The following is a 23,881-nucleotide window of genomic DNA, read 5'->3' as shown; positions in this document are numbered from 1 at the left end:
CCACCGCCCTGATAGCTGAGCCTCGGTGCAGATGTTGTTTCCAGAAAAAAAAAGCGCCCAATGTTCGCAAAGGAACATTGGGCGCACGACGGAGGCGGGAGAACCCGCTGACGTCAGTTCAACAGCGTACGCACTGGCTTATCCAGCGCATCATCGACCTTCCCGCCCGCTCGCTCGACGCTGTCGTGTGCAGCATCCACCCGATCGGAAACCCCACCCCGAGCATCGTCGACGTGATCCGCGACCCCGTCCCGGGCGTCATCGACACGATCATTGACGTTGTCCTTGGCGTTTTCCACGGCGCGATCTGCGGTGCAACGACCAGACACCCCCACCGTGGCCTCGAGTGCCGCATTCTTGGCGACCTTTTCAGCATCGCAGTCGGGGCGTATCACCCCAGCTTGAACGCTTGCCGCCAGACTCAGAATTACTGCAGCACTAGCTGCCACACGCAACAACTTCATCCATGCCTCCTTGATTCTTGAATCAACCACCGACAGCCACAACGAGAGCGCGGCGTCTGTCCAGACGGACAATGGCTGAACTGCGTTCCCGCCCAACTGACTTGCGGACACAGCAAAGCAGACATTTCACCTGAAATGTCTGCTTTCGATCATAGGCATGAAACCACTGGGTAAAATGCCACCGCTGGATAGTCTGGCCGTGGCATTGGCGGGATATCGCGTGCTTAGCGGGTACCGAAGATCTTGTCCCCGGCGTCGCCCAGTCCCGGCACGATATAACCGTTTTCGTCGAGGCGCTCGTCCACCGAGGCGGTGTAGATCTCGATATCCGGGTAGGCTTCCTGAACGCGGCGGATGCCTTCGGGAGCTGCCACCAGCACGATCACTCGCATCAACTGGCAGCCACGGTCGCGCAGCATGTCCAGGGTGGCCACCATGGAACCTCCGGTGGCCAGCATCGGATCGATGACCACCGCCATGCGCTCGTCCAGGTCGTTGGCGAACTTGGAGAAATAGGGCACTGGCTCGAGGGTCTCTTCATCGCGGTAGAGACCGACCACGCTGACCCGTGCACTGGGAATCAGGTCGGTGACACCTTCCAGCATGCCTAGTCCCGCTCGCAGGATCGGTACGATGGTGACCTTCTTGCCCTTGAGCTGCTTGACGGTGATGGTCTCGCCACTCCAGCCATCGATGTCATAGTCCTGCAACTCCAGGTCCTGGGTCGCCTCGTAGGTGAGCAGTTTTGCCACCTCGCCGGCCAGTTCACGGAAGCTCTTGGTGCTGATGCCGGCTTCACGCATCAGACCGAGTTTGTGCTGGACCAGGGGGTGATCGATGGCATGGACGCTCATTGGCGAGTCCTCTTTGATAACGGGAGGTGGTGCTTGGACGACCTTCGTCGCATGGACGCGGGCGACAAATTGCGCGCCATTCTACCTGCAACGCCGCGTCAGGTTAACCCGCTGCGTGCACCGAAAGCCGGCGGACGTCCAGGCCGTCCGCCCAACACGTTCAGGGAGTCGGCGGCAGCTGCCAATCCACCGTGGATCTCCCGTGCTCGGCGAGAAAGGCGTTGGCCCGAGAGAAATGGTGATTGCCGAAAAAGCCGCGGTGGGCCGACAACGGCGACGGGTGCGGCGACTCCAGCACCAGATGACGCTCCTGATCCACCAGCGCCTTCTTCTGGCGGGCGTGGCTGCCCCACAGCAGAAAGACACAGGGCGGCGCCTCGGCGTTGACGGTCTCGATGGCGCGGTCGGTGAAGGTCTCCCATCCCTTGCCCCGGTGGGAGCCGGCGTTGCCCTCCTCCACCGTCAAGGAGGTGTTGAGCAGCAACACCCCCTGGCGCGCCCAGGCCTCGAGGTGGCCGTGGTTGACCGGCGTCACCCCCAGGTCCTGGGCCAGCTCCTTGTAGATATTGACCAGTGACGGCGGCGGCTTGATGCCCTCGCGCACCGAAAAGCACAACCCATGAGCCTGGCCAGGACCGTGGTAGGGATCTTGCCCCAGGATCACCACTCGTACCTCGTCCAGCGGCGTCAGCTCGAAGGCCCGAAACCAGTCCGACGAGTGCGGATAGATGGTCTTCCTGGCGGCCTTCTCTGCCGCCAGAAACGCCTTGAGCTGCTGCATGTAGGGCGCCTGGAACTCGGCTCCGAGCCAGCGCTCCCAGCTGTCGGGCAATACCTGAACCATGTCGCTCACCGCCGCTGGTCCGCCAGGGGCTCGACGTAGGCCACGCCCATGTCCCAGGGGAACTGGATCCAGCAGTCCTGGGCGACCTCGGTGAGGTACTGATCCACCAGCGGACGACCCTCGGGCTTGGCGTAGATGGTCACAAAGTGCGCCTTGGGCAGCATCTCGCGCACCTTGCGCGCGGTCTTGCCGGTGTCCACCAGATCATCGACCAGCAGCCATCCTTCGCCGTCGTGATCCACGCCCTTGAGCACCTCGAGGCTGTCCTGCTCCATATGGTCGTAGCTCTTGATGCAGACGGTGTCGATCAGGCGAACATTGAGCTCCCGAGCGATCAGCGCGGCGGGAATCAGCCCGCCCCGGGTGATCGCAATGATGCCCTTGGTATCGCGCTCGATCAGGCGATGACACAGCTCGCGCACGTCGCGATGAAGCTGGTCCCAGGACACCACGAAATGGCGATGGTAGCGTTGACTGCTCATGGGTCACTCGTCCTCGGTGAAGGAACACACGGCGAACACGCTGTGGCCAGCGTCACGGATTCTCTGGGAGCCGCCAAGATCCGGCAGATCGACGATGGCAGACGTCTCCACCACATGTCCCCCGCTGCGGCTGATCAGTTCGGCCGCGGCCAGCATGGTGCCACCGGTGGCAATCAGGTCGTCCACCACCAGGATACGGTCGCCATCACGGAAGGCATCGGAGTGCAGCTCTACCTCGGCCTGGCCGTATTCCAGGGTGTAGGTCTGACTGATGGTCTTGAACGGCAGTTTGCCCTTCTTGCGTACCGGCACAAAACTGCAGCCCAGCTCGTAGGCCACCGGCGCGCCGACGATGAAACCGCGGGCGTCGATGGCGGCGATGGCGTCCAGATCCATCTCCTGATAGCGGTGCACGAAGCTGTCGATCAGCTTGCGAAAGGCCGCACTGTTCTGCAGCAGCGGGGTGATGTCACGAAAGTTGACACCCGGCTGGGGCCAGTCGGGAACGGTGCGAATGACGGACTTGATGTAGTCGCCGTAGATACTCATGGCGGTTCTCGCTAGGGGTCGAAAGAAGAATGCATGACACATGCGGCGCCTTGTCTCGGCGCCGCACGGCGGGGCTGGCCAACCTGCCGGCTCAGCCGGTCCTGGCCAGCCAGCCCCGGTCAGCCCGATGGGCTCAATCGAGGTAGATCATCTTGATCGCGAACAGCACACCGAGGATCACCACGGCGGCGTTCAGGTCCTTGAAGCGACCGGACAGGGCCTTGATCGCCACGTAGCTGACGAAGCCGAAGGCGATACCTTCGGCGATGGAGAAGGTCAGCGGCATGGCCAGGGCGGCGATCAATACCGGCGCCGCCTCGGTGGCGTCGTCCCAGTCGGCATGGGCAAGGCTTCCCGCCATCAGCGACGCCACGTACAGGAGCGCCCCCGCGGTGGCATAGGCCGGAATGGAGCCCGCCAGCGGAGCGAAGAAAAGGCTGGCCAGAAACAGTACCGCGACCACCACGGCGGTCAGACCGGTACGCCCACCGGCGGCGATGCCGGCGGTGCTTTCCACATAGCTGGTGGTGGTCGAGGTGCCGAGGGCAGCACCGGCCATGGAGGCGGTGGAGTCCGCCATCAACGCACGACCCAGGCGCGGCAGCTTGCCGTCCTTGTCGAGCAGGCCACCGCGATGGGCAACGCCCACCAGGGTACCGGAGGTGTCGAACAGATCTACGAACAGGAAGGCAAAGACCACGCTGATCATGGCCACATCGAAGGCACCGGCCAGGTCCATGGACATCAAGGTCGGCGCGATCGACGGCGGCATCGACACCACCCCGCTGAATTCATTGTGGCCCAGCAGCATGGCCACCAGGGTCACCCCCAGAATACCGATCATCACCGCCCCGGTGACGCGCAGATGGGCCAGCGCGGTAATCACGAAGAACCCGGCCAGGGCGTACAGCGGGGCCGGCTCGGACAGATCGCCCACCGACACCAGGGTGGCCGGGTTGTCGACGATGATGCCGGCATTCTTCATCGCGACCATGGCCAGAAACAGACCGATACCCGCCGCGATGCCGAGTCTCAAGGTGATCGGAATCGAGTTGATGATCCACTCGCGGATGCGAAAGATGCTGAGCAGAAAGAAGGTAACACCGGACAGGAAGACCGCTCCCAGCGCTGCCTCCCAGGTGTAGCCCATGCCCAGCACCACACCGTAGGTAAAAAAGGCGTTCAGACCCATGCCTGGCGCCAGGGCGATGGGATAGTTGGCCCACAGCCCCATTACCAGACAGCCCACCGCGGCGGCGACACAGGTCGCCACGAAGACCGCCCCGTAGTCCATGCCCGCCTCGGACAGGATGCTCGGGTTGACAAAGATGATGTACGCCATGGTCAGGAAGGTGGTGATCCCGGCGATCACCTCCGTCTTGACGGTGGTGCGGTGCTCACTGAGCTTGAAGAAGCGATCGAGCGGGCTCTTGCCGGAGCTCGGTTCAGGCTGCTGGTTGGACATGCGCTGGGTCCTGCACGTGGAGTCAATAGGGGAGTGTCCAGGACGAGAGTTCGCCGAACGCGCCCTGCCACCCTGCGACTAGTGACACCATATAGCAGGCCGTCCAGGGAATCACGACGATCCTGCACAACCTGGCCAACGCACAGGGAGCACGCAGGGTCGTCCGCGCGACCTCCAGCGCCACCACGTCAAGCAAGGCTGCCCGCCCCATAAAGCGGCATCCCAGCCCTCGACGATCGGCCGGGGCCAAACGCACATCGGGCGCGGTACGGCGAGTCCGCCGTACCGCGCCCGATGTCGGCGACTCTCGAAGGCGCGCTACTCTACCAGAATCGGATAGGCTTCGGTATAGATCCAGTCCTTGTCCTGGGCCGGGACATGACAGCCAAGACAGTCGGCCTTGTAGTCGGCCGAAACGTTGGTGGAAGGATCATCGGTCTTGAACAGCGCCCAACCCCAGCCATCGCCCCAACTGCCATTGCTGTCGGCAAAGCGGTCGGTGGAGTCCTTGACCATCACGAACCATTGCTTGATGGTCTCGTTCTCGTAGCTCACCCCGGCGCCGGTGGTGTAGTCGCCGGTGCTGTGTGCCCGCAACTCCTTGACCAGCACGGCGCCGTCGGGGAAGACCCCGTTCTCGCGGAAGGACGCGACGCTCTCGGGCTCGGTATAGACGTTATGGAAGCCACTGGCGTCCCCTTCGGGTACGAACCAGGAGCCCAGATGCGCCATCTCGGTGCGGAAGTTGTCCGGCAAGGAGATGGTGCCCTCGCTGTCCACCCAGGGAGACAGATCCTGGGCCACGGCAGCCGTGGCAATTCCCAACGCCGCTGCGGCGCACACGCCTGTCGCCAATGCCTTGGCTGTCATTTTCATGGTAGTCCCTCGCTGATCACGGTCGGTGCACTTAAAGGAATGTTACATCCGGTTAAGTTAGCAGCTTCTCAAGCGAGGGAGACCACCGCCGACGCCCGTCCGGGCGCTGCGGCACAAAGCTACAGCACTTGGCTGCAAAGGTACTTGTCGACGCTCAGCCCCTGGCCGCCATGACCCGCTCTACCGTCTCGACGATGGCCTGGGTCTGGGGATCGATCTCGAGATTGACCCTGTCTCCCGGGCGACGGTCGGCCAGTGTGGTACGGGCCAGCGTTTCGGGGATCAGGTCGACGCAAAAGGCCGGCCCCCGGGTATCGTTGCGCAACTCACCAATGGTCAGGCTGATGCCGTCCACGCCGATGTAGCCCTTGGCAAAGACAAAGCGCTCGAGCCCTTGCGGCAACAGGAACCACAGGCGACGGTTGTTGGGTGCCTCGTCGAGCTCCACCAGCTCCGCCTGCCCCATGACGTGACCGGACATGGCGTGCCCGCCGATCTCGTCACCGAAGCGCGCCGCCCGCTCGACGTTGACGCGATCACCGACGCTCAGACCGCCGAGATTGGTGACCCGCAGGGTTTCGCGCATCAGGTCGAAGCTGACCAGATCCCCATCGATATCGGTGACGGTCAGACAGACCCCGTTGTGGGCCACCGATGCGCCCAGCTCCAAGCCTTCACACAGGTGACGCGGCATCCGCACCAGATGGCTGCGAAAGGCCTCCGCTTCCTTGATCTCGACCACCTCGGCGGTGCCCTGAACGATACCGGTGAACATCTTTGTCTCCTTGCCATCACGGGGCCTTCCCCGAACCGGCCCAGTCTAGAAGCCGCGCCTCCAAAGGTCCACGCTTGCGCTATTGTTCAGAAAACCTATCACCAGTCACGGCGTCCGGCGGGCGGTTCCACTACGACGTGGCGCCTACCTCGAAAGACCTTGCCAGTGGCTATGCGTAAACGATTGACAGGGTCCTTCGCTCGCCCTATCCTTGCCCGCTACATTTTTAGGCGCCGATTTGTACCCGGATTGCGGGCGCCCGTGCCGCGACGCTCACAAGGCGTCGGTGCATGAAGTGCAGCTAAAAGGGTGTGTCCAGCGTTGATGGCCACCCGTCAGGGTGGCCTTTTTTTATGCCTGCCCATTGCCGTTCTCTTGCCCGCCCAGGTCCCTCGGTGCCCACCCGGTAGCTGAGATGATACGACTGACCAACCTTTCCAAGACCTTTGGTGCCGGCTCACGCGCCGTCAAGGCGCTAGCCGACGTCGACCTGCACGTACCCCAGGGGCAGATTCACGGCGTCATCGGCCTGTCCGGCGCCGGCAAGTCGACGCTGATTCGCTGCGTCAACCTGCTCGAGCGGCCTACCTCCGGCACCGTGGAGGTGGATGGCCAGACGTTGACCAGCCTCTCCGGCCCCGCCCTCAATCAGGCGCGCCACCGTATCGGCATGATCTTCCAGCACTTCAACCTGCTGACCTCGCGCACGGTATTCGCCAACGTCGCCCTGCCGCTGGAACTGATGGGCGTCAAGCGCGACGAGATCACCAAGCGCGTCACGCCTCTGCTGGAGCTTGTCGGCCTGGCCGACAAGGCCCAGCAGTATCCGGCACAGCTGTCCGGCGGTCAGAAGCAGCGCGTGGCCATCGCCCGCGCCCTGGCCAGCCGTCCTCAGGTACTGCTGTGCGACGAGGCCACCTCGGCGCTGGACCCCCACACCACCGCCTCGATCCTCGAACTGCTCAAGGACATCAACCAGAAGCTCGGGTTGACCATTCTGCTGATCACCCACGAGATGGAGGTGGTCAAGTCGATCTGCCATCGCGTCAGCCTGATCTCCGGTGGCAGGCTGGTCGAGGAAGCCGATGTCGGTGACTTCTTCACCGCCCCGCGCACTCAGCTCGGCCGCGACTTCCTCAACGAATTCCTCGAACTCGAACCGCCCAGGGAGCTGATCGACCGCCTCGAGCAGACACCCGGGCCGAATTCGCATCCGGTGGTACGCCTGGCGTTTTCCGGCGACGCCGTGTCCACCCCGCTGATCTCGCGGCTGGCGCGGGAGTGCGGCGTGGACGTCAGCATCCTGCAGGCCAAGGTCGAGTCCATCCAGGAGCGAACCCTGGGCCTGATGATCGCCGAACTGATGGGGGATGCCGAGGACACCCGGCGCGCCCTCGCCTACCTGCAATCTCACGACCTGACAGTGGAGGTGCTTGGCCATGTCCAGCGCGATGTTTAACCTCATCCTCGAAGCCACCCTCGACACTCTCTATATGGTGGCGGTGTCCGGTGTGATCGCGGCCCTGGTCGGCATCCCTCTGGGCGTGCTTCTGTATGTCACTCGCCCGGGCCAGATCCTGGCCCAGCCGGTGCTGCAGTCGGTCCTCGGCATCATCACCAACATCGGCCGCTCGATCCCCTTCATCATCCTGATGGTGGCGATCATTCCGTTCACGCGCATGCTGGTGGGGTCGTCCATCGGCACCAACGCTGCCGCCGTGCCGCTGACCATCGCCGCGATTCCGTTTATCGCACGCCTGGTCGAGGGCGCGCTGAACGAGATTTCTCCCGGGCTGGTGGAAGCCGCCCAGTCCATGGGCGCCACCCCTTGGCAGATCATCACCAAGGTACTGCTGCCGGAGGCCCGCGGGGGCATCTTCACCGCCCTGACCGTCACCGCGGTGACCCTGGTCAGCTACTCGGCCATGGCCGGCGCCGTGGGCGGAGGTGGTCTTGGCGACCTGGGCATTCGCTACGGCTACAACCGCTTCAATCCGACCATCATGCTGATCACCGTTGCCATCCTGGTGGTCATGGTTCAGGCCTTCCAGAGCCTGGGTGACTATCTGGTGCGCAAGAGTGACCACAAGTGACATGCACCCTGCATGGCCTTAATAACCAAATTGCATTAGCGAAAGACGTGTTATTCCATTAACATCGCCACACACGTCACACACCGTTTCGGGAGACACTGAAGATGCGCAAGACACTGCTGGGCGCCCTGGCGCTTTCCACCCTGTCACTGGCGATCAGCCAGGCCAACGCCGATGAGCACAGCCTGAAGGTGGGCACCGTCGCCGGCCCCGAGACCGACGTCATGCAGGTCGCCGCCGATCTGGCCGAGGAGCGCTATGGTCTGGAGATCGAGATCATCGAGTTCACCGACTACGTGACGCCCAACGCCGCCCTGGCCGACGGCAGCCTCGACGCCAACGCCTACCAGCACGAGCCCTACATGAACGCCATGGTCAACGACCGCGGCTACGACTTCGCCATCGCCGGGCGCACCTTCGTCTACCCGATCGGCGCCTACTCCGAGAAGTACGAGAGCATCGAGGACCTGCCCGAGGGCGCCACCATCGCGCTGCCCAACGACCCGTCCAACGAAGGCCGCTCACTGATCCTGCTCCACAACGAGGGCCTGATCACTCTGGACGACCCCGAAAATCTGGAAGCCACGCCGCTGAATATCGTGGAAAACCCCCACGACTTCGACTTCCGCGAGATCGAGGCGGCCCAGCTGCCGCGCGTATTGCCCGACGTGGATATGGCCTTCATCAACAATACCTTCGCCCAGCCGGCCGGCCTGACCCTGGACGACGCCCTGGTCAAGGAAGGCCCCGAGTCGCCCTACGTCAACATCATCGCCGTGCGCGGTGGCGACGAGGATCGCGAGGAGATCCAGCAGCTGGTCGACGCCTACCAGAGCGACGAAGTCGCCGCCAAGGCAGAAGAGCTGTTCAAGGGCGCCGCCGTTCCTGGCTGGAAGTAAGCCTGACGCGCGCTCCCTCTCGAGGCCGGCCCCAGGGCCGGCCTCGCCGTTTTCACCCGCGGACACTGCCACACTCGACATGTCTTCCTACGATCTTCTCGACCGCCAGCTCACCGCCCTGCTCGACTCCGGCGACTGGCTGACCAACGCCGCCCAGACCTCGGCCTTCATCATGCAGGAAGTCCCGCGCCTCAACTGGGTCGGCTTCTATCTGCAGCGCCAGCCGCGCATGCTGTCCCTGGGCCCCTTTCAGGGCAAGCCAGCCTGCCATCCGATCCCCTTCGACAAGGGTGTCTGTGGCGCCGCCGCCCGCAGCCGCCAGACCCAACGCGTCGACGACGTCCACGCGGTCGCGGACCATATCGCCTGCGACAGCGCCTCGCGCTCCGAGCTGGTGGTACCGGTGCTCGACAAGGACGGTGAACTATGGGGCGTGCTCGACCTGGACAGCCCCGACCAGGGGCGCTTCAGCGAAGACGACCAGGCCGGCATCGAGCGCCTGGTGGCCACCTTCCGCCGCTTGAGCGGGCTCGGCGACGCCTGAACTGTCCCAACGGATGAACCGCGCCGCCCAGGAGGCGGCGCACTCACTTCAATGCCCACCCGCGGCTTGGCCACTGCGTTGATCAGGCGATGGCAGCAGTTGCCAAACACCGGCGACGGCGACGACCCTAGAAACGACAAAAGCCCCGAGGCGAGGCCGCGGGGCTTTTGTCTGTAATCTGGTAGGACCAGGCGGATTTGAACCGCCGACCTCCACGATGTCAACGTGGCGCTCTAACCAACTGAGCTATGGTCCTGAAGCAGGAAAGCGAGATGGCACGTCGCAATACGCCTTGCAATGGCACTGCGAGGTAGTGCTGGTAGGACCAGGCGGATTTGAACCGCCGACCTCCACGATGTCAACGTGGCGCTCTAACCAACTGAGCTATGGTCCTGCATCACTCGATGTGCGATCTAGCTGGTAGGACCAGGCGGATTTGAACCGCCGACCTCCACGATGTCAACGTGGCGCTCTAACCAACTGAGCTATGGTCCTACACGGCTGCCGAAACGAGGGAGTCACCACCCTCGCTGCTGACAACGGATGCGAATTCTACGCCTTCGGCAGAATTTTGCAAGCCCTTGAGTTCACCGAATGATTTTTTCCTTCGTGGGTCGCGTTCGGCGTCTCGAACGCCTTCACCGCAGCGCGATTCCACCATCGCCAAATCTGGTCGCGTTCGTTTACGATCATCGGGAATGCGTCTGGTGAAGCGAGATCCACGACAGCCTCATCGGCGTCTCCAAAGCGACGTCCTCGCCTGCAATGTACCAGGACGTTCCATGCACCAGGGCCTGCCTGTTCCAAGGGCATCGATGCACAAGGGCTTTCCACCTATCGAGGCCTTTCATCTACCAGGGCCTTTCAGACACAAGGGCTTTTCTTCTATCGAGGCCTTCCGTCTATCAGGGGCCTTTCAGGCACAAGGGCTTTCCATCTTTCAAGGCCTTCCAAGCACAAGGGCAATCGGGATGAACCAGCAGCAGCGTCAGGACGCCATCATTGCACTGGTCAGTCGCCAGGGATACGCCAGCATCGAGCAGTTGACCGATCACTTCGCGGTGACCCCTCAGACCATCCGCCGCGACCTCAACACACTGGCAAGCGAAGGCCGCTTGCGCCGAGTCCACGGTGGCGCGGGCCTCGAGTCGAGCACCGTCAATACCGCCTACGCCACCCGCAAGACGCTCAACCTCGACGCCAAACGACGCATCGCCGATGCCGTGGCGCGCCAGGTGCCGCACCACGCCTCGCTGTTCATCAATATCGGCACCAGCAACGAACTGGTGGCCGAGGCACTGCTTGAGCATCAGGGCCTGGAGATCATCACCAACAACCTCAATGTGGCGTCCATCCTGCATCACAAAGAAGACTTCAAGGTGATCGTCGCCGGCGGCCAGGTCAGACCCCGTGACGGCGGGATCATCGGCGAGGCGACCATCGACTTCATCCATCAGTTCAAGGTGGACATTGGGCTGATCGGGATCAGCGGCATCGATCAGGACGGCTCCCTGCTCGAGTTCGACTATCAGGAAGTCCGCGTCGCTCAGGCGATTATCGAGAACTCACGTCAGGTGTTTCTGGTCGCCGATCACTCCAAGTTTCACCGCAACCCGGTGGTGCGCCAGGGCAACGTATCCCAACTCGACGCCCTGTTCACCGATCGCGAGCCACCGGAGGCCATCGCACGGCTACTGCAGGACCACGGGGTCGCCCTGCACCTTGCGTGATCCTGCGCCTGGCCTGACCCTGCACCTGGCCTGCCACAGCCGCTCTGTGTCATCTTGCGAAAACGCCAGGCCCTCCCGACTCCTCTTCGGTCCCGTGGACGCCTTGGCGCACCAACCCAGCCGAGGCAACGTTCTTCGCCTGCTCTCCAGACGCCACGACCAAAGTGCTAGCGAAAACTTTCGCGCTCTGGTTGTTCGTTCACGACCTCAACGCTACCTTTATTTTCGATAACGAACTTGTTGTGGCCTCGTACGACCATTGATCACCCGCGGCGGCGACGTTGCATAGGGGCACCCGACGTCGCTGCATCTGGCCATGTCCCTGCCGGCAGCACTAGACGGAAACCGTCTGCTCACCGAAGGTGAAGGTATCGCTCGACCACAACAACCGTCAGGACACCGGAACATGCCAACACGCTATATTCTCGCCTTTGATCAGGGCACCACCAGCTGCCGGGCCATCCTGTTCGACCAGGACACCCGCATCGTCGGCATCGCGCAGAAGGAATTCACCCAGCACTACCCCAAGCCAGGCCAGGTGGAACACGATGCCATGGAGATCTGGGGCAGCCAGATGGGAGTCGCACGAGAAGTGCTGGAAACCCAGGGCGTCAAGCCGTCCCAGGTAGCCGCCATCGGCATCACCAACCAGCGCGAGACCACCCTGATCTGGGACCGGCACACCGGCAAACCGATCCACAACGCCATCGTCTGGCAGGATCGACGCACCGCACCGCTATGCGACGAGCTCAAGGCCCAGGGGCTGGAAACCCATATCCGCGACACCACCGGTCTGGTGGTCGACGCCTACTTCTCCGCCACCAAGATTCGCTGGATCCTCGACCAGGTGGACGGTGCTCAGCAGCGCGCCGAGGCCGGCGATCTGCTGTTTGGCACCATGGACAGCTGGCTGGTGTGGAACCTGACCCGCGGCGAACGCCACCTGACCGATGTCTCCAACGCCTCGCGCACCATGCTGTTCGACATCAAACGGCTCGACTGGGACGACCGACTGCTCGAGGCCCTCGATATTCCCCGGGCGATGCTGCCCGAGGTCAGGCCATCCAGCGAGGTCTACGGCACCACCGCCAAGGAAATGTTCGGTGGCGCCCAGATCCCCATCGCCGGTATCGCCGGTGACCAGCAAGCCGCCCTGTTCGGCCAGGCCTGCTTCGACAAGGGCATGGTCAAGAACACCTACGGTACCGGCTGTTTTCTGCTGATGAATACCGGCGAGACCCCGGTGCCTTCGACCTCGGGCCTGCTGACCACCATCGCCTGGGGGCTCGACGGCAAGGTCACCTATGCGCTGGAAGGATCGATCTTCATCGCCGGCGCGGCGGTGCAGTGGCTGCGCGACGAACTCAAGATGATCGACTCGGCAGAAGACTCCGAATACTACGCCAGCAAGGTCGAGGATGCCGGTGGTGTCTACGTGGTCCCCGCCTTCGCCGGTCTCGGCGCTCCTTACTGGGACATGTACGCCCGTGGAGCGATCTTCGGCCTGACCCGAGGCTCCGGCAAGGAGCATATCACCCGCGCCACCCTGGACGCCCTGGCCTACCAGACGCGAGACATCATCGACGCCATGCAGAAGGACTCGGGGATCACCCTCAAGGCCCTGCGGGTCGACGGCGGCGCCGTCGCCAATAACATCATGATGCAATTCCAGGCTGACATGCTGGCGGTCGACGTCGAACGCCCCAGGGTCATCGAGAGCACCGCCCTGGGGGCGGCCTACCTGGCGGGGATCGCGGTGGGCATGTGGAACCTGCCGGAGCTCGCCACCCGGGGCGACATCGAACGCACCTTTACGCCCGCCATGGAAGACGCCGAACGGGAACGACGCTACAAGGGCTGGAAAAAGGCCGTGCGACGGACCATGAACTGGGAGCGCGACGAAGAGTGAAAAGAAGGCAGTACAACGGCCCATGAACCGGGAGCGCGACGAAGACTGAAAAGAAGGCCGGGCAATTATGGCCCATGAACCGGGAGCGCGACGAAGACTGAAAAGAAGGCCGTGCAATTGTGGCCCATGAACCGGGAGCGCGACGAAGACTGAAAAGAAGGCCGTGCAATTGTGGCCCATGAACCGGGAGCGCGACGAAGACTGAGAAGAAGGCCGTGCAATTATGGCCCAAGAACCGGGAGCGCGACGAAGACTGACCACACCGGGGCCTTGCGTCCCGACTCCTTCAGGAACCGCGGGGGACATGCATGCAACTACGTGACGCCAACCTTCAGCGCCTGAAGGAGGAGCACTTCGATGTACTGATCATCGGCGCCGGCATCAACGGCGCCGCCAGCGCCGCCGCGCTGGCCGGCAAGGGCGCCCGGGTGGCCTTGATCGACCGTGGCGACTTCGCCGGCGAGACCAGTCAGCACTCGTCCAATCTGGTGTGGGGCGGCATCAAGTACATGGAAAGCTATGACTTTTCGCTGGTGCGCAAGCTATGCAAGAGCCGCAACCACCTGATCAGGAGCTTTCCGTCGACGGTCCAGGAAATTCGCTTTCTGACCACCATCGACAGGGGCTTTCGCTATCACCCTCGCATGCTCTGGGCGGGCACCTGGCTGTACTGGCTGATGGGCAACGCCTTCACCCGACTGCCGCGCTACTTGACGCCAAAAGGCATCAACCGACGCGAGCCACTGGTCGATACGCGTGCGGCGATCGGTGGCTTCGAGTACTCCGACGCCTACCTGCATGACAACGATGCCCGCTTCGTCTACAGCTTCGTACGCTCGGCGCTGGACTACGGCGCGGCGGCGGCCAACTACGTCGAGTCGCGGGGTGCACGACGCAGCGACAACGGCTGGGTCGTTGACGCCCGGGACAACCAGAGCGGCGAGACCTTCAGCCTGCGCGCCGGAATCATCATCAATGCCACCGGCCCCTGGGTGGACGACCATAACGCCTTGAGCCGACAGACCACCGATCACCACCACGCCTATTCCAAGGGCATCCACCTGATCGTGCCACGGCTGTCGGAGCGCCAGCGCGTGCTGGCCTTTTTTGCCGACGACGGGCGGCTGTTCTTCGCCATTCCCATGGGGCCGCGCACCTGCATCGGCACCACCGACACCAAGGAAGAGCGCCCGGAGGTCGCGATCAGCGACGCCGACATCGATTTCGTGCTGGACAACATCAACAAGCGCCTGAGTCTGAAACGCCCGCTCGACCGTTCGGACATCATCGCCACCCGCTGCGGCGTGCGCCCGCTGGCGGTCAAGGCCAACGCCGGCAATGGCCGCGACTTTCTCCAGATGTCGCGCAAGCATGCCATCGACATCAACGCCACGGAGCGCCATATCAGCATCTTTGGCGGCAAGCTCACCGACTGCCTCAACGTCGGCGAGGAGATCGTCAGAGAGGTGCAACGATTAGGCCTCGAGCTGCCACAGCCGCGCGCCCGCTGGTACGGCGAACCTTCGGACACGGACAGGCGAGAATTCCTGCACCAGGCAAGCCTGCTGGGCCTCGATGAGCGCACCCCCTCCTCGTCCAGTGAACCTCTGAGCAAGCGCCTGTGGCGTCGCTACGGCCTCAACGCCTTCGACATGCTGGAGCAGATCCGCCAGGACCCGCGACAGGGAGAGCTGTTGATCGAGGGTACCGAATACCTGCGCTGCGAGCTCGAGCACGCCGCCCGGCGAGAGATGATCACACGACTCGAGGACTTCCTGCGCCGCCGCTCCAAGATCGCCCTGGTGGTGGACACTCAGACCCTGCACGGGTCACCTGGCCTCGATGAGGCCGCCCGAATCCTGTTCGGCGACGAGGCCCAAGAACGGCTCGAGGAATACTTTGCGAGTGCCACACCGACATCGCGCGAACGGGCCTGAGGTCCTCAACGGCGCTCCTTGGCTCTATCGTTAAAGGCCGAGGACCGTTAGGCTCGTCATCATCATTGTTGCGCCGAGCCGGTGCGCCGGACCGAAAAGGGACCCCTGCATGCTCTCACTTGTCATCGATACCCTTCTGATCGCGGTGGTGACCATCGTCGCCGGCGCTACCCTGATCGCCAGGATTCCGTCCCACTGGTGGTGGCTCAGGGCCTGTGAGTTCCCCCGTGTCCAGATCGGACTCATCGGGTTGTTCTGTGCTTTGGCAAGCCCGCTGGCGAGCGACTCCCTGACACTCTGGATTGCCACGGCCGGCCTGGTCGTCTTCGCCATCCAGGCTTTCTATGTACTGCCCTGGACACCGCTGTGGCCGGTGCAGGTCATGGCCGCCAAGGGCGACGCCCCGGAGCGTTGCCTGACGCTCTTGATCGCCAATGTACTCACGCCGAACCGGCGCAGCGACGACCTGCTGGAGATCATCGCCGAGCGCGACCCGGACATGGTGCTGACGCTGGAATCCGACCAATGGTGGGGCGACAAGCTCGATGCCGGCCTGGCAGACGGCTACCCCTACGCCGTGCGGGTCCCGCTGGACAACCTCTACGGCATGCACCTGTATTCCCGTCGCCCGCTGATCGACCCCGAGGTCAAGTGGCTGATCCAGGATGACATCCCCTCGATCCACTGTGAGGTGGAACTCGAAAGCGGAGATCACATCCGCTTTCGCGCCCTTCACCCCAGGCCACCGGCACCGAGCGAGAGCGAGGAATCGCTGTGGCGGGACGCGGAGCTTTCGCTGGTCGCCGAAGAGATCCACCAGAACCCGGTACCGACGCTGGTCGCGGGCGACCTCAATGACGTGGCCTGGTCACGCAGCACGCGCCTGTTCTGCCGCGTCAGCGGCATGCTGGACCTGCGGCGCGGCCGCGGCATGTTCTCGAGCTTCCACGCCGGCTATCCGTTCCTGCGCTGGCCGCTGGACCATGTCTTCGTCAGCGAGCACTTCACCCTTGCCAAGATGGATCGGCTGCGGGCCTTTGGCTCAGACCATTTCCCGATCCTTGCCACCGTCTGTTATCGCCCCTCCAGAGCCGACGAGCACGACACCCCGGACGCCGACAACGAAGAGCATCACGACGCCCGTGAAACCGTCGAGGAAGCCAGGGAGCGCGATCAGTCGAGTTGAGTTCCCGCCTTCCAGGCGATGTCCATGTCGTGGTAACAAGTGTGGCGATGGACTCGCAGCAATAGAAAAGACGGGTAGCAGTAGAAAAGAAGAGCCTTGCCGTCGTGGCAAGGCTCTTCTTCTTCAAGGGGCGTTATTCCAAGAGGCGCCATGTCGGCCGCGCCCTCGCCACCTCTATTCGGGAATACCGCCACGGGTCAGGGAGGCGGGATCCAGCAGGCGTTCGAGCTCATCGCGTCCGAGGTCGGTCTCCTCCTCGGCCACGTCGATGATCGGCCGGCCGGCCTGGTAGGCCTTCTTGGCGATGGCCGCCGCGGCGTTATAGCCGATCACCGAGTTCAATGCCGTCACCAGGATGGGATTGCGCGCCAGTGGCTCACTCAGGTTGTCCTCGCGCACCTTGAAGGTCGCGATCGCCTTGTCCGCCAGCAGCCGCGATGTCTGGCTCATCAGGGTGATCGACGTCAGCAGGTTGCTTGCCACCAGTGGCAGCATCACGTTGAGCTGGAAGTTGCCGCTCTGTCCGGCGACGGTCACGGCGGTGTCCAGACCGATCACCTGAGCGGCGGCCTGGGCGGCGGATTCGGGTATCACCGGATTGACCTTGCCCGGCATGATCGAACTGCCCGGCTGCAAGGCTTCAAGCTCGATCTCGCCAAGCCCCGCCAGCGGGCCGGAGTTCATCCAGCGCAGATCATTGGCGATCTTCATCACCACACACGCCAGACCCTTGAGCTGACCCGACAGTTCCACCGCTGCGTCCTGGGAGCCAAGGCTGGCAAAGAAGCTGTCATTGGGCGTCAGAGCGAGCCCGGTGCGGGCGGAGAGCTCGGCGGCCATGCGCTCGGCAAACTCCGGATGGGCATTGATACCGGTGCCGACCGCAGTCCCCCCTTGGGCCAGCCGACACAGCCGCACCATGGCGCTGTCGAGACGCTCGATGGCCTGCCCCACCTGGCTCGACCAGCCACCGAGTTCCTGACCAAGACGCAGTGGCATGGCATCCATCAGGTGAGTGCGTCCGGTCTTGACCACCTCGTCCAGCTCTTCTGCCCTGGCGTCGATGACACCTCTGAGGTGCTCGAGCGCCGGGCGTAGCGTACCGGTAACTTCCAGCGCCGCCGACAGGTGCAGGGCGGTGGGAATGACATCGTTGCTCGACTGCCCCATGTTGACGTGGTCGTTGGGTCCGACGCTCAAGTCATCGGAGCTCGCCAGGTGGGCGATCACCTCGTTGACGTTCATGTTGCTCGAGGTGCCGGACCCGGTCTGAAACACATCGATGGGGAACTGATCATCGTGCTGACCCGCGATGATCGCGTCTGCCGCCTCGACGATGGCACGACGACGATCGTCGTCCAGCAATCCCAGGTCGCCGTTGACCACCGCCGCCGCTCGCTTGATGCGAGCAATGGCGTGGATAAAGGCTGACGGCATCTGCTGGCCCGACACCGGGAAGTTGTTGACCGCACGCTGCGTCTGGGCGCCATAGAGCGCATTGGCGGGAACCTCGAGCTCCCCCATGCTGTCGCGTTCGATACGGGTCTGCGTCATGGATCACTCCTGATCGTCAAAGGCAAAGGGTTAAAGGTACGGTCCTTCGTTTTCTCTTGAATACCATGGTGGCGAGACTTCCTGCTTGCAAGGCTTGCAGGGATCACATCGCTGTCATGTCTCCACACTAGGCTGAAGGCGATCCAGGGGCACGGTGAACTTGCACGCCGGTATCCCATCAAAGGGCGAAGAAGGCTAGATAACGGACTTTTCGTCGTTTTTTCGCTGTTTCAAGCATTCTTTGGATCCAAACCCCTTTTCCCCCGATTCTCGACCCAATCCATGTTGCGATGCACAAAACCCTCTGCTATTGTGCACTGCAACAGACGACGCAACGGCATCGACCACTGGGAATGGTCCCACGGTCATCGCCGACAAGTAGTTCGAAACCCCAGGAGGTTCACATGATGCGCACTATCGATACCAAAGCACTGTTCAACAACGAGCAAGTCGAAAACCTGTTCTTCGGCCCGGCCCGCGCTTACGCAAGCCTGACCGTCGACTTCGCCGAGAAGCTGACCAGCGCCCAGCTGGAAGCCGCCAAGGCCTACACCGAGACCGGTCTGGCCCAGGCTCGCGCCTTCACTTCCGTCAAGGACGTCGAAGGTCTGCGCTCCTACATGGAAGGCCAGCAGAAGGTCGCCAAGGACCTGACCGAGCGCCTGAAAGGCGACGCCGAGAAGGTCGTGGCCCTGCAGCAGGACTTCGTCTCCAAGAGCCAGAAGCTGGCCGAAGAGAACGTCAAGCAGGCCACCGACACCGCCACCAAGGCTACCGCCAACGCCAAGTAATCTGGCTACGGCAGACGCCTGAACGACTCAGGTCGTTCACCAAGCGGCCCCCGATTTCAATCGGGGGCCGTTTTGCGTCTGCAGCCAGCGTCAATCAAGGCGCTGCCTTGTGACACCGCCACCAAGGCTAGCGCCAACGCCAAGTCATCATGACTGGCTCGGGCAGACGCCTGTCCGGCCACGCACACGCCACGCGTGGCAATTCCGACGCCGATTCCATAAGCTGACAGCACACAGGGCCCAACGACATTCGTTGCAAGGAGACCGCGCCATGAAGGCACCCTACCCGCTGTTGTCACGCCGATTCCGCCTGGCGGTAATCGCCATCCTCGCCTTGCTGATCACCGGCTGTCAGAGCGTCAGCACCACCGGCACGTCCCGCGCCCCGGAGGTCATCGATATCGGCGAACCCGACACCCCGATCGAACAGCCGGGCCCGAGAGACGACCAGCCCACCGCCGATCAAGCCAGGGTCCCCAGGGAGATCCCCTTCCCCGCCGACGTCTACGCCCAGCTGCCGAAGAGCGGCAGCGCCGTGCTGTCCGGCAGACTCACCCTGAACACCCCCGCAGGCCCGGTCATCGGCGGTGGCGAGACGGTATCGGTCGCACCGATCACCAAGTACTCCGCCGAGGCGGCGGCCCAGGCGCTGGCCGGCCGGGCGGTGGAACGCGCCGACCCACGGGCCCGCGAATACACCCACACCACCCGCACCGACACCAACGGCTACTTTCAGCTACGCGACCTGCCCCCCGGCGACTTCTACGTTTCGGGCACGGTGGTCGATCCGGCCAGTGGCAGCCGCCAGATCGTGATCAAGGAAGTCACGCTAAGAAATGGTGGCCACAGCGAGATTCAGCTCAGCCGCTGATACCGCGTACCGATTCGACCTGGCCCTGACAACAGGACGGCGACCCATTGCGGGTCGCCGTCTTGCTTTCCTGGAGAGCTTTCCTGGAGATGCCCAGACCGCTACCAGTCCAGTGCCTTCTTGACGAAGGGGATGGTCAACTTGCGCTGCGCCGACAGCGAGGCGTTGTCCAGCACCTCGAGCGAGCGAAACAGCTCACTGAGCTCGCGTGCACCACGATGCAGGATGTAGCGCGCCACCTCGTCGGGCAACTCCATGCCACGCAGGTGGGCACGCAGCTTCAACGCTTGCATGCGGTCCTCGTCGGACAGCTGCCTGAGGTGGAAGGTCATGCCCCAGGTCAGCCGCGACGCCAGATCCGCCAACTTGATATCGAGTTGCCGGGGCGGGCGATCCGCGGCGATCAACAATCGCTTGCCGCTGTCTCGCAGCCGGTTGAAGGCATGGAACAGCGCCTCCTCCCAGCGCTTGCGCCCCACCACTCGATCCAGATCATCGATGGCCACCAGGTCGAGACGCTCCACATCCTCGAGCATCAACGGCGGGAAGTGGCCCAGCTCCTCCAGTGGCAGATAGAGGGTTCGCAGGTCCCGCGCGGAGGCCTGGTGGCAGGCCGCCTGCAACAGGTGGCTACGACCGACGCCGTCGCCCCCCCACAGGTACAGAAAGGGCTCGCCGTTGTCATCGAACTGATGACTCAGGCACTCCACCAGGGTGGCGTTGGCACCCGGATGGTAGTTGTCGAAGGTCGCGTCGTCGCGCAGTCCGACGCCCAGAGGCAACTGCGCGGGGGCTCGACTCATGAGGACTCCTCGTTGGCGGCGGAGGGCTCCTTGTCGGATTCATGCTCCGCGTCATAGAGCGACGAATTCTTATACGTATCATGCAGGTAGCGCAAGATGACCATCACCATGGCCGCCACCGGCAGCGCCAGCAGCACACCGGTGAAGCCGAACAGCTGGCCGCCGGCCAGCACCGCAAAGATGACCGCGACAGGATGCAGGCCAATCTTGTCCCCCAGCAGCTTCGGCTGCAGCAGGGTGCTTTCCACCAGTTGCCCGAAGCCGAACACCAGCCCCACGCCCAGCAGTACCAGCCAGTCGCCGAACTGGAAGAAGGCCACCACACCGGCCACCGAGATCCCCACGATCACGCCCAGATAGGGCACGATGCTGGCAAGCCCTGAGAGCAGCCCGATCAGCAGGCCAAAGCGAACACCCAGCAGCGTCAGTCCGATGGCATAGATGACGCCGAGACACAGCATCACGATCAACTGGCCACGCAGGAAGGCCGCCAGCACCTCGTCGCACTCCTTGGCCAGCCGAACGGCCGTCGGCTCCCACTGACGCGGCAGCAGACGCCTGACCTTGCCCACCAGCACGTCCCAGTCCAGCAGCAGGTAGAAGGTCACCACCGGAATCAACGCCAGATTGGCCAGCCAGCCGACCAGCGCCATACCCGACCGCGACACCTGGGCCAGTACGCTGGCGGCGACGGTACCGGTTTCTTTCCAGTTTTCCAGTACTGCCTTGCGCAGTGCATCGAAGTCGGTGCTGAGATCGAGCCCGGTCAACGACTGCAGCTCCGGCAACACCGTGCTCTGAATCCAGCTCAGTACTGCCGGCAGCGCTTCCACCAGCTGCCCGATCTGCTGTCCCAGCAGCGGCACCAGCAGCAGCAGCGTCAGCCCTACCAGCAGCGTCAACAGCACAAACACGACGCAGACCGCCCATTGACGCGACAGCCCGCGCTCCTCCAGGCGATCGGCGATAGGGTCACCCAGGTACGCCAGCACCATGCTGACGAAGAAGGGCGCCAACACCGGTTCGATGCTGACGAAGAACCACAGCACAACAGCCGCCACCGCGGCGACGATCCACCACTGCTTGCTCATTCGCTTTTCCCCGAAAGAAACCACCATTCCCTGTGATGCCCGACCGATAGTGTGCCATGGCTGCGATGGCCGAAGCACAGTGCTACAATCTCCGCCCCCAACGTGCCCATTGTCTCACGTTCGTCCGCTGGTGCGCACCACGCCCGCGGGTCGACCGACTCCACAGGATCTGTCATGACCGACTCCTCCTCCTCCCCCGAAAGGGCTTCGCTCAGCTACAAGGACGCCGGTGTCGATATCGACGCCGGCAACGCCCTGGTCGATCGCATCAAGGGCGTCGCCAAACGCACCACCCGCCCCGAGGTAATGGGCGGGCTGGGAGGCTTCGGCGCGCTGTGCCAGCTGCCCAGCGGCTACCGTGAGCCGGTGCTGGTCTCCGGCACCGACGGGGTCGGCACCAAGCTGCGCCTGGCCATGGACCTGGGCCGCCATGACACCATCGGCATCGATCTGGTTGCGATGTGTGTCAACGACCTGGTGGTCGCCGGCGCCGAGCCGCTGCTGTTCCTCGACTACTATGCCACCGGCAAGCTGGACGTCGATATCGCCGCCGACGTGGTCAGCGGCATCGGCGAAGGCTGCGAACGTGCCGGCTGTGCTCTGGTCGGTGGCGAAACCGCCGAGATGCCCGGCATGTACGAAGGCAGCGACTACGATCTGGCCGGCTTCTGTGTCGGCGTGGTGGAGAAGGACGAGATCCTCGACGGCACCAAGGTCGCCGCCGGTGACGTACTGCTGGGCCTGAGCTCATCCGGCCCTCACTCCAATGGCTACTCCCTGATCCGCAAGATCCTCGAAGTGGCTGACGCCGACCTGTCCACCGACATCGACGGCCAGTCACTGGGTGACGCCCTGATGGCGCCGACACGCATCTACGTCAAGCCGCTGCTGGAACTGCTGCGCCACGACGACTATCAGGTCCACGCCCTGTCCCACATCACCGGCGGTGGCCTGCTCGAGAACCTGCCCCGGGTGCTGCCCGAGGACCTCACCGCCCACGTCGATACCAGCCTGTGGCAGCGCCCTGCGGTGTTCGACTGGCTCAAGCAGCAGGGCAACGTGGACGAACATGAGATGCACCGCGTGCTCAACTGCGGCATCGGCATGGTGCTGGTGGTACCTGAAGATCAGGCCGACCAGATCCGCGCTCACCTGCAGGCCCAGGGCGAAGGCGTCCATCGCATTGGCCACATCGCCGCGCGCCAGGGCGACGAGGAGCAGGTGCAACTGGAGATGCCAGCGTCATGAGCGAGGGCGTGAACGAGGGCGAGCTCAACGGCTTCACCCCGGAAGAGGCCACCCAGCCACGGGTGGTAGTGCTGATCTCGGGGGGTGGCACCAACCTGCAGGCCCTGATCGACGCCCAGAGCCACGACGAACTGGGTGGCGAGATCGTGGCCGTGGTGTCCAATGTCGCCGACGCCTACGGTCTGAAGCGGGCGCGTGATGCCGGCATCAACGCGGTGGCCCTGCCCCACCGCGAGTACGACAGCCGCGATGCCTTCGACGGCGCCCTGATCAAGGTGATCGAGCGCCACGAGCCTGACCTGGTGGTGCTGGCCGGCTTCATGCGTATCCTGACGCCACGTTTCGTCCAGCGCTTCATGGGGCGGATGATCAACATCCATCCGTCGCTGTTGCCGGCCTATCAGGGCCTGCACACCCACGCCAGGGCGCTGGCCGACGGCATCGACGAGCACGGCTGCAGCGTACACTTCGTCACCGAGGAACTCGATGGCGGGCCGGTGGCGATCCAGGCCGTGGTCAAGGTTAACAAGGATGACACCGAAGAGACCCTCAAGGAGCGAGTGCTGAGTCGTGAGCACCTGATCTTCCCGATCGCGGTACGCTGGTTCCTCGAGGGGCGTCTGCGCCTGCAGGGCGACATCGCGACCATCGACGGCCAGCCGCTGCCGCCGGGCGGCATGCGACTGTCCCACGAGGACGCCGCCGAGGAACTCGACGAGGACGACTAGTCTTGTCGCGTGAATAGGATATTACTGATCAGCACGTATTAAATTCGCGCTTCCTTGCGTAAGAAATGCGCGAATCATAATGGCGTCATTCGATATATCTTCGAATATTTTCGTCCCCTTTTCGACACCGAGAAGGGGACGATCTTCACTGCCACACCCAGAGCGACAGTCGCTCCCTCCTGGTTTAA

23 protein-coding genes and 3 tRNA genes are annotated in these 23,881 nt (G+C 63.4%); 12 read left to right on the top strand and 14 right to left on the bottom strand.

Features of this window, described 5'->3' with window-relative positions:
* Positions 1-113: 113 nt before the first annotated feature.
* The 8 genes from NFI08_RS16045 to NFI08_RS16010 form a co-directional block, all read right to left on the bottom strand.
* Positions 114-464: a hypothetical protein gene (locus NFI08_RS16045; RefSeq protein WP_222516519.1), complete on the bottom strand. Its 351-nt coding sequence runs from the start codon at positions 462-464 to the stop codon at positions 114-116.
* A 224-nt stretch (positions 465-688) separates the two neighbouring features.
* Positions 689-1,318, bottom strand: a complete 630-nt coding sequence (gene upp / locus NFI08_RS16040; protein ID WP_045994211.1) for a uracil phosphoribosyltransferase — start codon at positions 1,316-1,318, stop codon at positions 689-691.
* A gap of 160 nt (positions 1,319-1,478) precedes the next feature.
* Positions 1,479-2,162, bottom strand: a complete 684-nt coding sequence (gene ung / locus NFI08_RS16035; RefSeq protein WP_108448865.1) for a uracil-DNA glycosylase — start codon at positions 2,160-2,162, stop codon at positions 1,479-1,481.
* Between the two features lie 5 nt (positions 2,163-2,167).
* Positions 2,168-2,644 carry a xanthine phosphoribosyltransferase gene (gpt, locus tag NFI08_RS16030; RefSeq protein WP_045994212.1) on the bottom strand — a complete coding sequence of 159 codons (477 nt, stop codon included), beginning with the start codon at positions 2,642-2,644 and terminating at the stop codon, positions 2,168-2,170.
* Positions 2,645-2,647: 3 nt separating this feature from the next.
* Positions 2,648-3,193, bottom strand: coding sequence for an adenine phosphoribosyltransferase (locus tag NFI08_RS16025; protein WP_108133097.1), 546 nt, complete (start codon positions 3,191-3,193; stop codon positions 2,648-2,650).
* Positions 3,194-3,326: 133 nt separating this feature from the next.
* Positions 3,327-4,658 carry an NCS2 family permease gene (locus tag NFI08_RS16020; protein ID WP_045992468.1) on the bottom strand — a complete coding sequence of 444 codons (1,332 nt, stop codon included), beginning with the start codon at positions 4,656-4,658 and terminating at the stop codon, positions 3,327-3,329.
* Between the two features lie 318 nt (positions 4,659-4,976).
* Positions 4,977-5,534, bottom strand: coding sequence for a cytochrome P460 family protein (locus NFI08_RS16015; RefSeq protein ID WP_231498667.1), 558 nt, complete (start codon positions 5,532-5,534; stop codon positions 4,977-4,979).
* A gap of 154 nt (positions 5,535-5,688) precedes the next feature.
* Positions 5,689-6,309 (bottom strand): riboflavin synthase subunit alpha, encoded by a 621-nt coding sequence (locus NFI08_RS16010; RefSeq protein WP_108133095.1) that lies wholly within the window; start codon positions 6,307-6,309, stop codon positions 5,689-5,691.
* A gap of 415 nt (positions 6,310-6,724) precedes the next feature.
* On the opposite strand from NFI08_RS16010, the gene NFI08_RS16005 reads away from it, so the two are divergent.
* From NFI08_RS16005 to msrC, 4 genes are all read left to right on the top strand, one after another.
* On the top strand, positions 6,725-7,768 hold the full coding sequence (locus NFI08_RS16005; protein WP_045992472.1) for a methionine ABC transporter ATP-binding protein: 1,044 nt from the start codon (positions 6,725-6,727) through the stop codon (positions 7,766-7,768).
* Positions 7,749-8,402: a methionine ABC transporter permease gene (locus NFI08_RS16000; protein WP_045992473.1), complete on the top strand. Its 654-nt coding sequence runs from the start codon at positions 7,749-7,751 to the stop codon at positions 8,400-8,402. The genes NFI08_RS16005 and NFI08_RS16000 overlap by 20 nt, the downstream gene beginning before the upstream one ends.
* A 104-nt stretch (positions 8,403-8,506) precedes the next feature.
* Positions 8,507-9,301, top strand: a complete 795-nt coding sequence (locus NFI08_RS15995; protein WP_045992474.1) for a MetQ/NlpA family ABC transporter substrate-binding protein — start codon at positions 8,507-8,509, stop codon at positions 9,299-9,301.
* Between the two features lie 79 nt (positions 9,302-9,380).
* Positions 9,381-9,845, top strand: a complete 465-nt coding sequence (gene msrC / locus NFI08_RS15990) for a free L-methionine (R)-S-oxide reductase MsrC (protein WP_045992475.1) — start codon at positions 9,381-9,383, stop codon at positions 9,843-9,845.
* Positions 9,846-10,024: 179 nt separating this feature from the next.
* Here msrC and NFI08_RS15985 read toward each other — a convergent pair.
* From NFI08_RS15985 to NFI08_RS15975, 3 genes are all read right to left on the bottom strand, one after another.
* Positions 10,025-10,101 (bottom strand) — tRNA-Val (locus NFI08_RS15985).
* A gap of 61 nt (positions 10,102-10,162) precedes the next feature.
* Positions 10,163-10,239: transfer RNA gene (locus NFI08_RS15980), tRNA-Val, on the bottom strand.
* Positions 10,240-10,263: 24 nt separating this feature from the next.
* Positions 10,264-10,340 (bottom strand) — tRNA-Val (locus NFI08_RS15975).
* Between the two features lie 476 nt (positions 10,341-10,816).
* Between NFI08_RS15975 and NFI08_RS15970 the strand changes: the two genes are divergently transcribed.
* The 4 genes from NFI08_RS15970 to NFI08_RS15955 all read left to right on the top strand — a co-directional run bounded on the left by NFI08_RS15970 (position 10,817) and on the right by NFI08_RS15955 (position 16,607).
* Positions 10,817-11,575, top strand: coding sequence for a DeoR/GlpR family transcriptional regulator (locus tag NFI08_RS15970; protein ID WP_045992476.1), 759 nt, complete (start codon positions 10,817-10,819; stop codon positions 11,573-11,575).
* Positions 11,576-11,981: 406 nt separating this feature from the next.
* Positions 11,982-13,484 (top strand): glycerol kinase GlpK, encoded by a 1,503-nt coding sequence (gene glpK / locus NFI08_RS15965; protein ID WP_108448789.1) that lies wholly within the window; start codon positions 11,982-11,984, stop codon positions 13,482-13,484.
* Positions 13,485-13,792: 308 nt separating this feature from the next.
* A complete protein-coding gene (locus NFI08_RS15960) occupies positions 13,793-15,421 on the top strand; it encodes a glycerol-3-phosphate dehydrogenase/oxidase (protein ID WP_286985822.1) in 1,629 nt (542 codons plus the stop codon).
* Positions 15,422-15,530: 109 nt separating this feature from the next.
* Positions 15,531-16,607, top strand: a complete 1,077-nt coding sequence (locus NFI08_RS15955; RefSeq protein WP_045992479.1) for an endonuclease/exonuclease/phosphatase family protein — start codon at positions 15,531-15,533, stop codon at positions 16,605-16,607.
* 174 nt (positions 16,608-16,781) lie between these two features.
* On the opposite strand, the gene NFI08_RS15950 is transcribed toward NFI08_RS15955, so the two are convergent.
* Complete coding sequence (locus NFI08_RS15950) at positions 16,782-18,161, bottom strand: class II fumarate hydratase (RefSeq protein ID WP_108448791.1); 1,380 nt, start codon at positions 18,159-18,161, stop codon at positions 16,782-16,784.
* A 407-nt stretch (positions 18,162-18,568) separates the two neighbouring features.
* On the opposite strand from NFI08_RS15950, the gene NFI08_RS15945 reads away from it, so the two are divergent.
* Together NFI08_RS15945 and NFI08_RS15940 are read left to right on the top strand one after the other, a co-directional pair.
* Positions 18,569-18,952 carry a phasin family protein gene (locus NFI08_RS15945; RefSeq protein WP_045992506.1) on the top strand — a complete coding sequence of 128 codons (384 nt, stop codon included), beginning with the start codon at positions 18,569-18,571 and terminating at the stop codon, positions 18,950-18,952.
* A gap of 271 nt (positions 18,953-19,223) precedes the next feature.
* Positions 19,224-19,823, top strand: coding sequence for a carboxypeptidase-like regulatory domain-containing protein (locus tag NFI08_RS15940; RefSeq protein ID WP_108133089.1), 600 nt, complete (start codon positions 19,224-19,226; stop codon positions 19,821-19,823).
* Between the two features lie 101 nt (positions 19,824-19,924).
* Here the strand turns inward: NFI08_RS15940 and hda are convergent, their stop codons facing one another.
* Together hda and NFI08_RS15930 are read right to left on the bottom strand one after the other, a co-directional pair.
* Entirely contained in the window at positions 19,925-20,626 is a 702-nt protein-coding gene (gene hda / locus NFI08_RS15935) for a DnaA regulatory inactivator Hda (protein WP_045992482.1), read from the bottom strand.
* Positions 20,623-21,717, bottom strand: coding sequence for an AI-2E family transporter (locus NFI08_RS15930; RefSeq protein ID WP_045992483.1), 1,095 nt, complete (start codon positions 21,715-21,717; stop codon positions 20,623-20,625). Before NFI08_RS15930 ends, hda begins: the two co-directional genes overlap by 4 nt.
* Before the next feature lie 174 nt (positions 21,718-21,891).
* Here NFI08_RS15930 and purM point away from each other — a divergent pair, with 174 nt between their 5' ends.
* Together purM and purN are read left to right on the top strand one after the other, a co-directional pair.
* Complete coding sequence (purM, locus tag NFI08_RS15925; RefSeq protein WP_108133088.1) at positions 21,892-22,965, top strand: phosphoribosylformylglycinamidine cyclo-ligase; 1,074 nt, start codon at positions 21,892-21,894, stop codon at positions 22,963-22,965.
* A complete protein-coding gene (gene purN / locus NFI08_RS15920; RefSeq protein WP_349590593.1) occupies positions 22,962-23,693 on the top strand; it encodes a phosphoribosylglycinamide formyltransferase in 732 nt (243 codons plus the stop codon). Before purM ends, purN begins: the two co-directional genes overlap by 4 nt.
* Positions 23,694-23,881 lie beyond the last annotated feature (188 nt).

It is taken from the genome of Halomonas sp. EF61 (genome assembly GCF_040147045.1).
Classification (GTDB): Bacteria; Pseudomonadota; Gammaproteobacteria; order Pseudomonadales; family Halomonadaceae; genus Halomonas; species Halomonas litopenaei.
This window is presented reverse-complemented; position numbering and strand designations above follow the sequence as displayed.

Excerpts from the sequence above, each read along its gene's own strand:
- NFI08_RS15940 (WP_108133089.1), top strand. The coding sequence starts at position 19,224 with ATGAAGGCACCCTACCCGCTGTTGTCACGCCGATTCCGCCTGGCGGTA.
- upp (WP_045994211.1), bottom strand. The coding sequence starts at position 1,318 with ATGAGCGTCCATGCCATCGATCACCCCCTGGTCCAGCACAAACTCGGT.
- purN (WP_349590593.1), top strand. The coding sequence starts at position 22,962 with ATGAGCGAGGGCGTGAACGAGGGCGAGCTCAACGGCTTCACCCCGGAA.
- NFI08_RS15955 (WP_045992479.1), top strand. The coding sequence starts at position 15,531 with ATGCTCTCACTTGTCATCGATACCCTTCTGATCGCGGTGGTGACCATC.
- msrC (WP_045992475.1), top strand. The coding sequence starts at position 9,381 with ATGTCTTCCTACGATCTTCTCGACCGCCAGCTCACCGCCCTGCTCGAC.
- NFI08_RS15950 (WP_108448791.1), bottom strand. The coding sequence starts at position 18,161 with ATGACGCAGACCCGTATCGAACGCGACAGCATGGGGGAGCTCGAGGTT.
- NFI08_RS16015 (WP_231498667.1), bottom strand. The coding sequence starts at position 5,534 with ATGAAAATGACAGCCAAGGCATTGGCGACAGGCGTGTGCGCCGCAGCG.
- glpK (WP_108448789.1), top strand. The coding sequence starts at position 11,982 with ATGCCAACACGCTATATTCTCGCCTTTGATCAGGGCACCACCAGCTGC.
- NFI08_RS16000 (WP_045992473.1), top strand. The coding sequence starts at position 7,749 with ATGTCCAGCGCGATGTTTAACCTCATCCTCGAAGCCACCCTCGACACT.
- NFI08_RS15930 (WP_045992483.1), bottom strand. The coding sequence starts at position 21,717 with ATGAGCAAGCAGTGGTGGATCGTCGCCGCGGTGGCGGCTGTTGTGCTG.
- NFI08_RS16010 (WP_108133095.1), bottom strand. The coding sequence starts at position 6,309 with ATGTTCACCGGTATCGTTCAGGGCACCGCCGAGGTGGTCGAGATCAAG.
- NFI08_RS15960 (WP_286985822.1), top strand. The coding sequence starts at position 13,793 with ATGCAACTACGTGACGCCAACCTTCAGCGCCTGAAGGAGGAGCACTTC.
- NFI08_RS16025 (WP_108133097.1), bottom strand. The coding sequence starts at position 3,193 with ATGAGTATCTACGGCGACTACATCAAGTCCGTCATTCGCACCGTTCCC.
- NFI08_RS16005 (WP_045992472.1), top strand. The coding sequence starts at position 6,725 with ATGATACGACTGACCAACCTTTCCAAGACCTTTGGTGCCGGCTCACGC.
- NFI08_RS15945 (WP_045992506.1), top strand. The coding sequence starts at position 18,569 with ATGCGCACTATCGATACCAAAGCACTGTTCAACAACGAGCAAGTCGAA.
- NFI08_RS15970 (WP_045992476.1), top strand. The coding sequence starts at position 10,817 with ATGAACCAGCAGCAGCGTCAGGACGCCATCATTGCACTGGTCAGTCGC.
- gpt (WP_045994212.1), bottom strand. The coding sequence starts at position 2,644 with ATGAGCAGTCAACGCTACCATCGCCATTTCGTGGTGTCCTGGGACCAG.
- ung (WP_108448865.1), bottom strand. The coding sequence starts at position 2,162 with ATGGTTCAGGTATTGCCCGACAGCTGGGAGCGCTGGCTCGGAGCCGAG.
- NFI08_RS15995 (WP_045992474.1), top strand. The coding sequence starts at position 8,507 with ATGCGCAAGACACTGCTGGGCGCCCTGGCGCTTTCCACCCTGTCACTG.
- purM (WP_108133088.1), top strand. The coding sequence starts at position 21,892 with ATGACCGACTCCTCCTCCTCCCCCGAAAGGGCTTCGCTCAGCTACAAG.
- NFI08_RS16020 (WP_045992468.1), bottom strand. The coding sequence starts at position 4,658 with ATGTCCAACCAGCAGCCTGAACCGAGCTCCGGCAAGAGCCCGCTCGAT.
- NFI08_RS16045 (WP_222516519.1), bottom strand. The coding sequence starts at position 464 with ATGAAGTTGTTGCGTGTGGCAGCTAGTGCTGCAGTAATTCTGAGTCTG.
- hda (WP_045992482.1), bottom strand. The coding sequence starts at position 20,626 with ATGAGTCGAGCCCCCGCGCAGTTGCCTCTGGGCGTCGGACTGCGCGAC.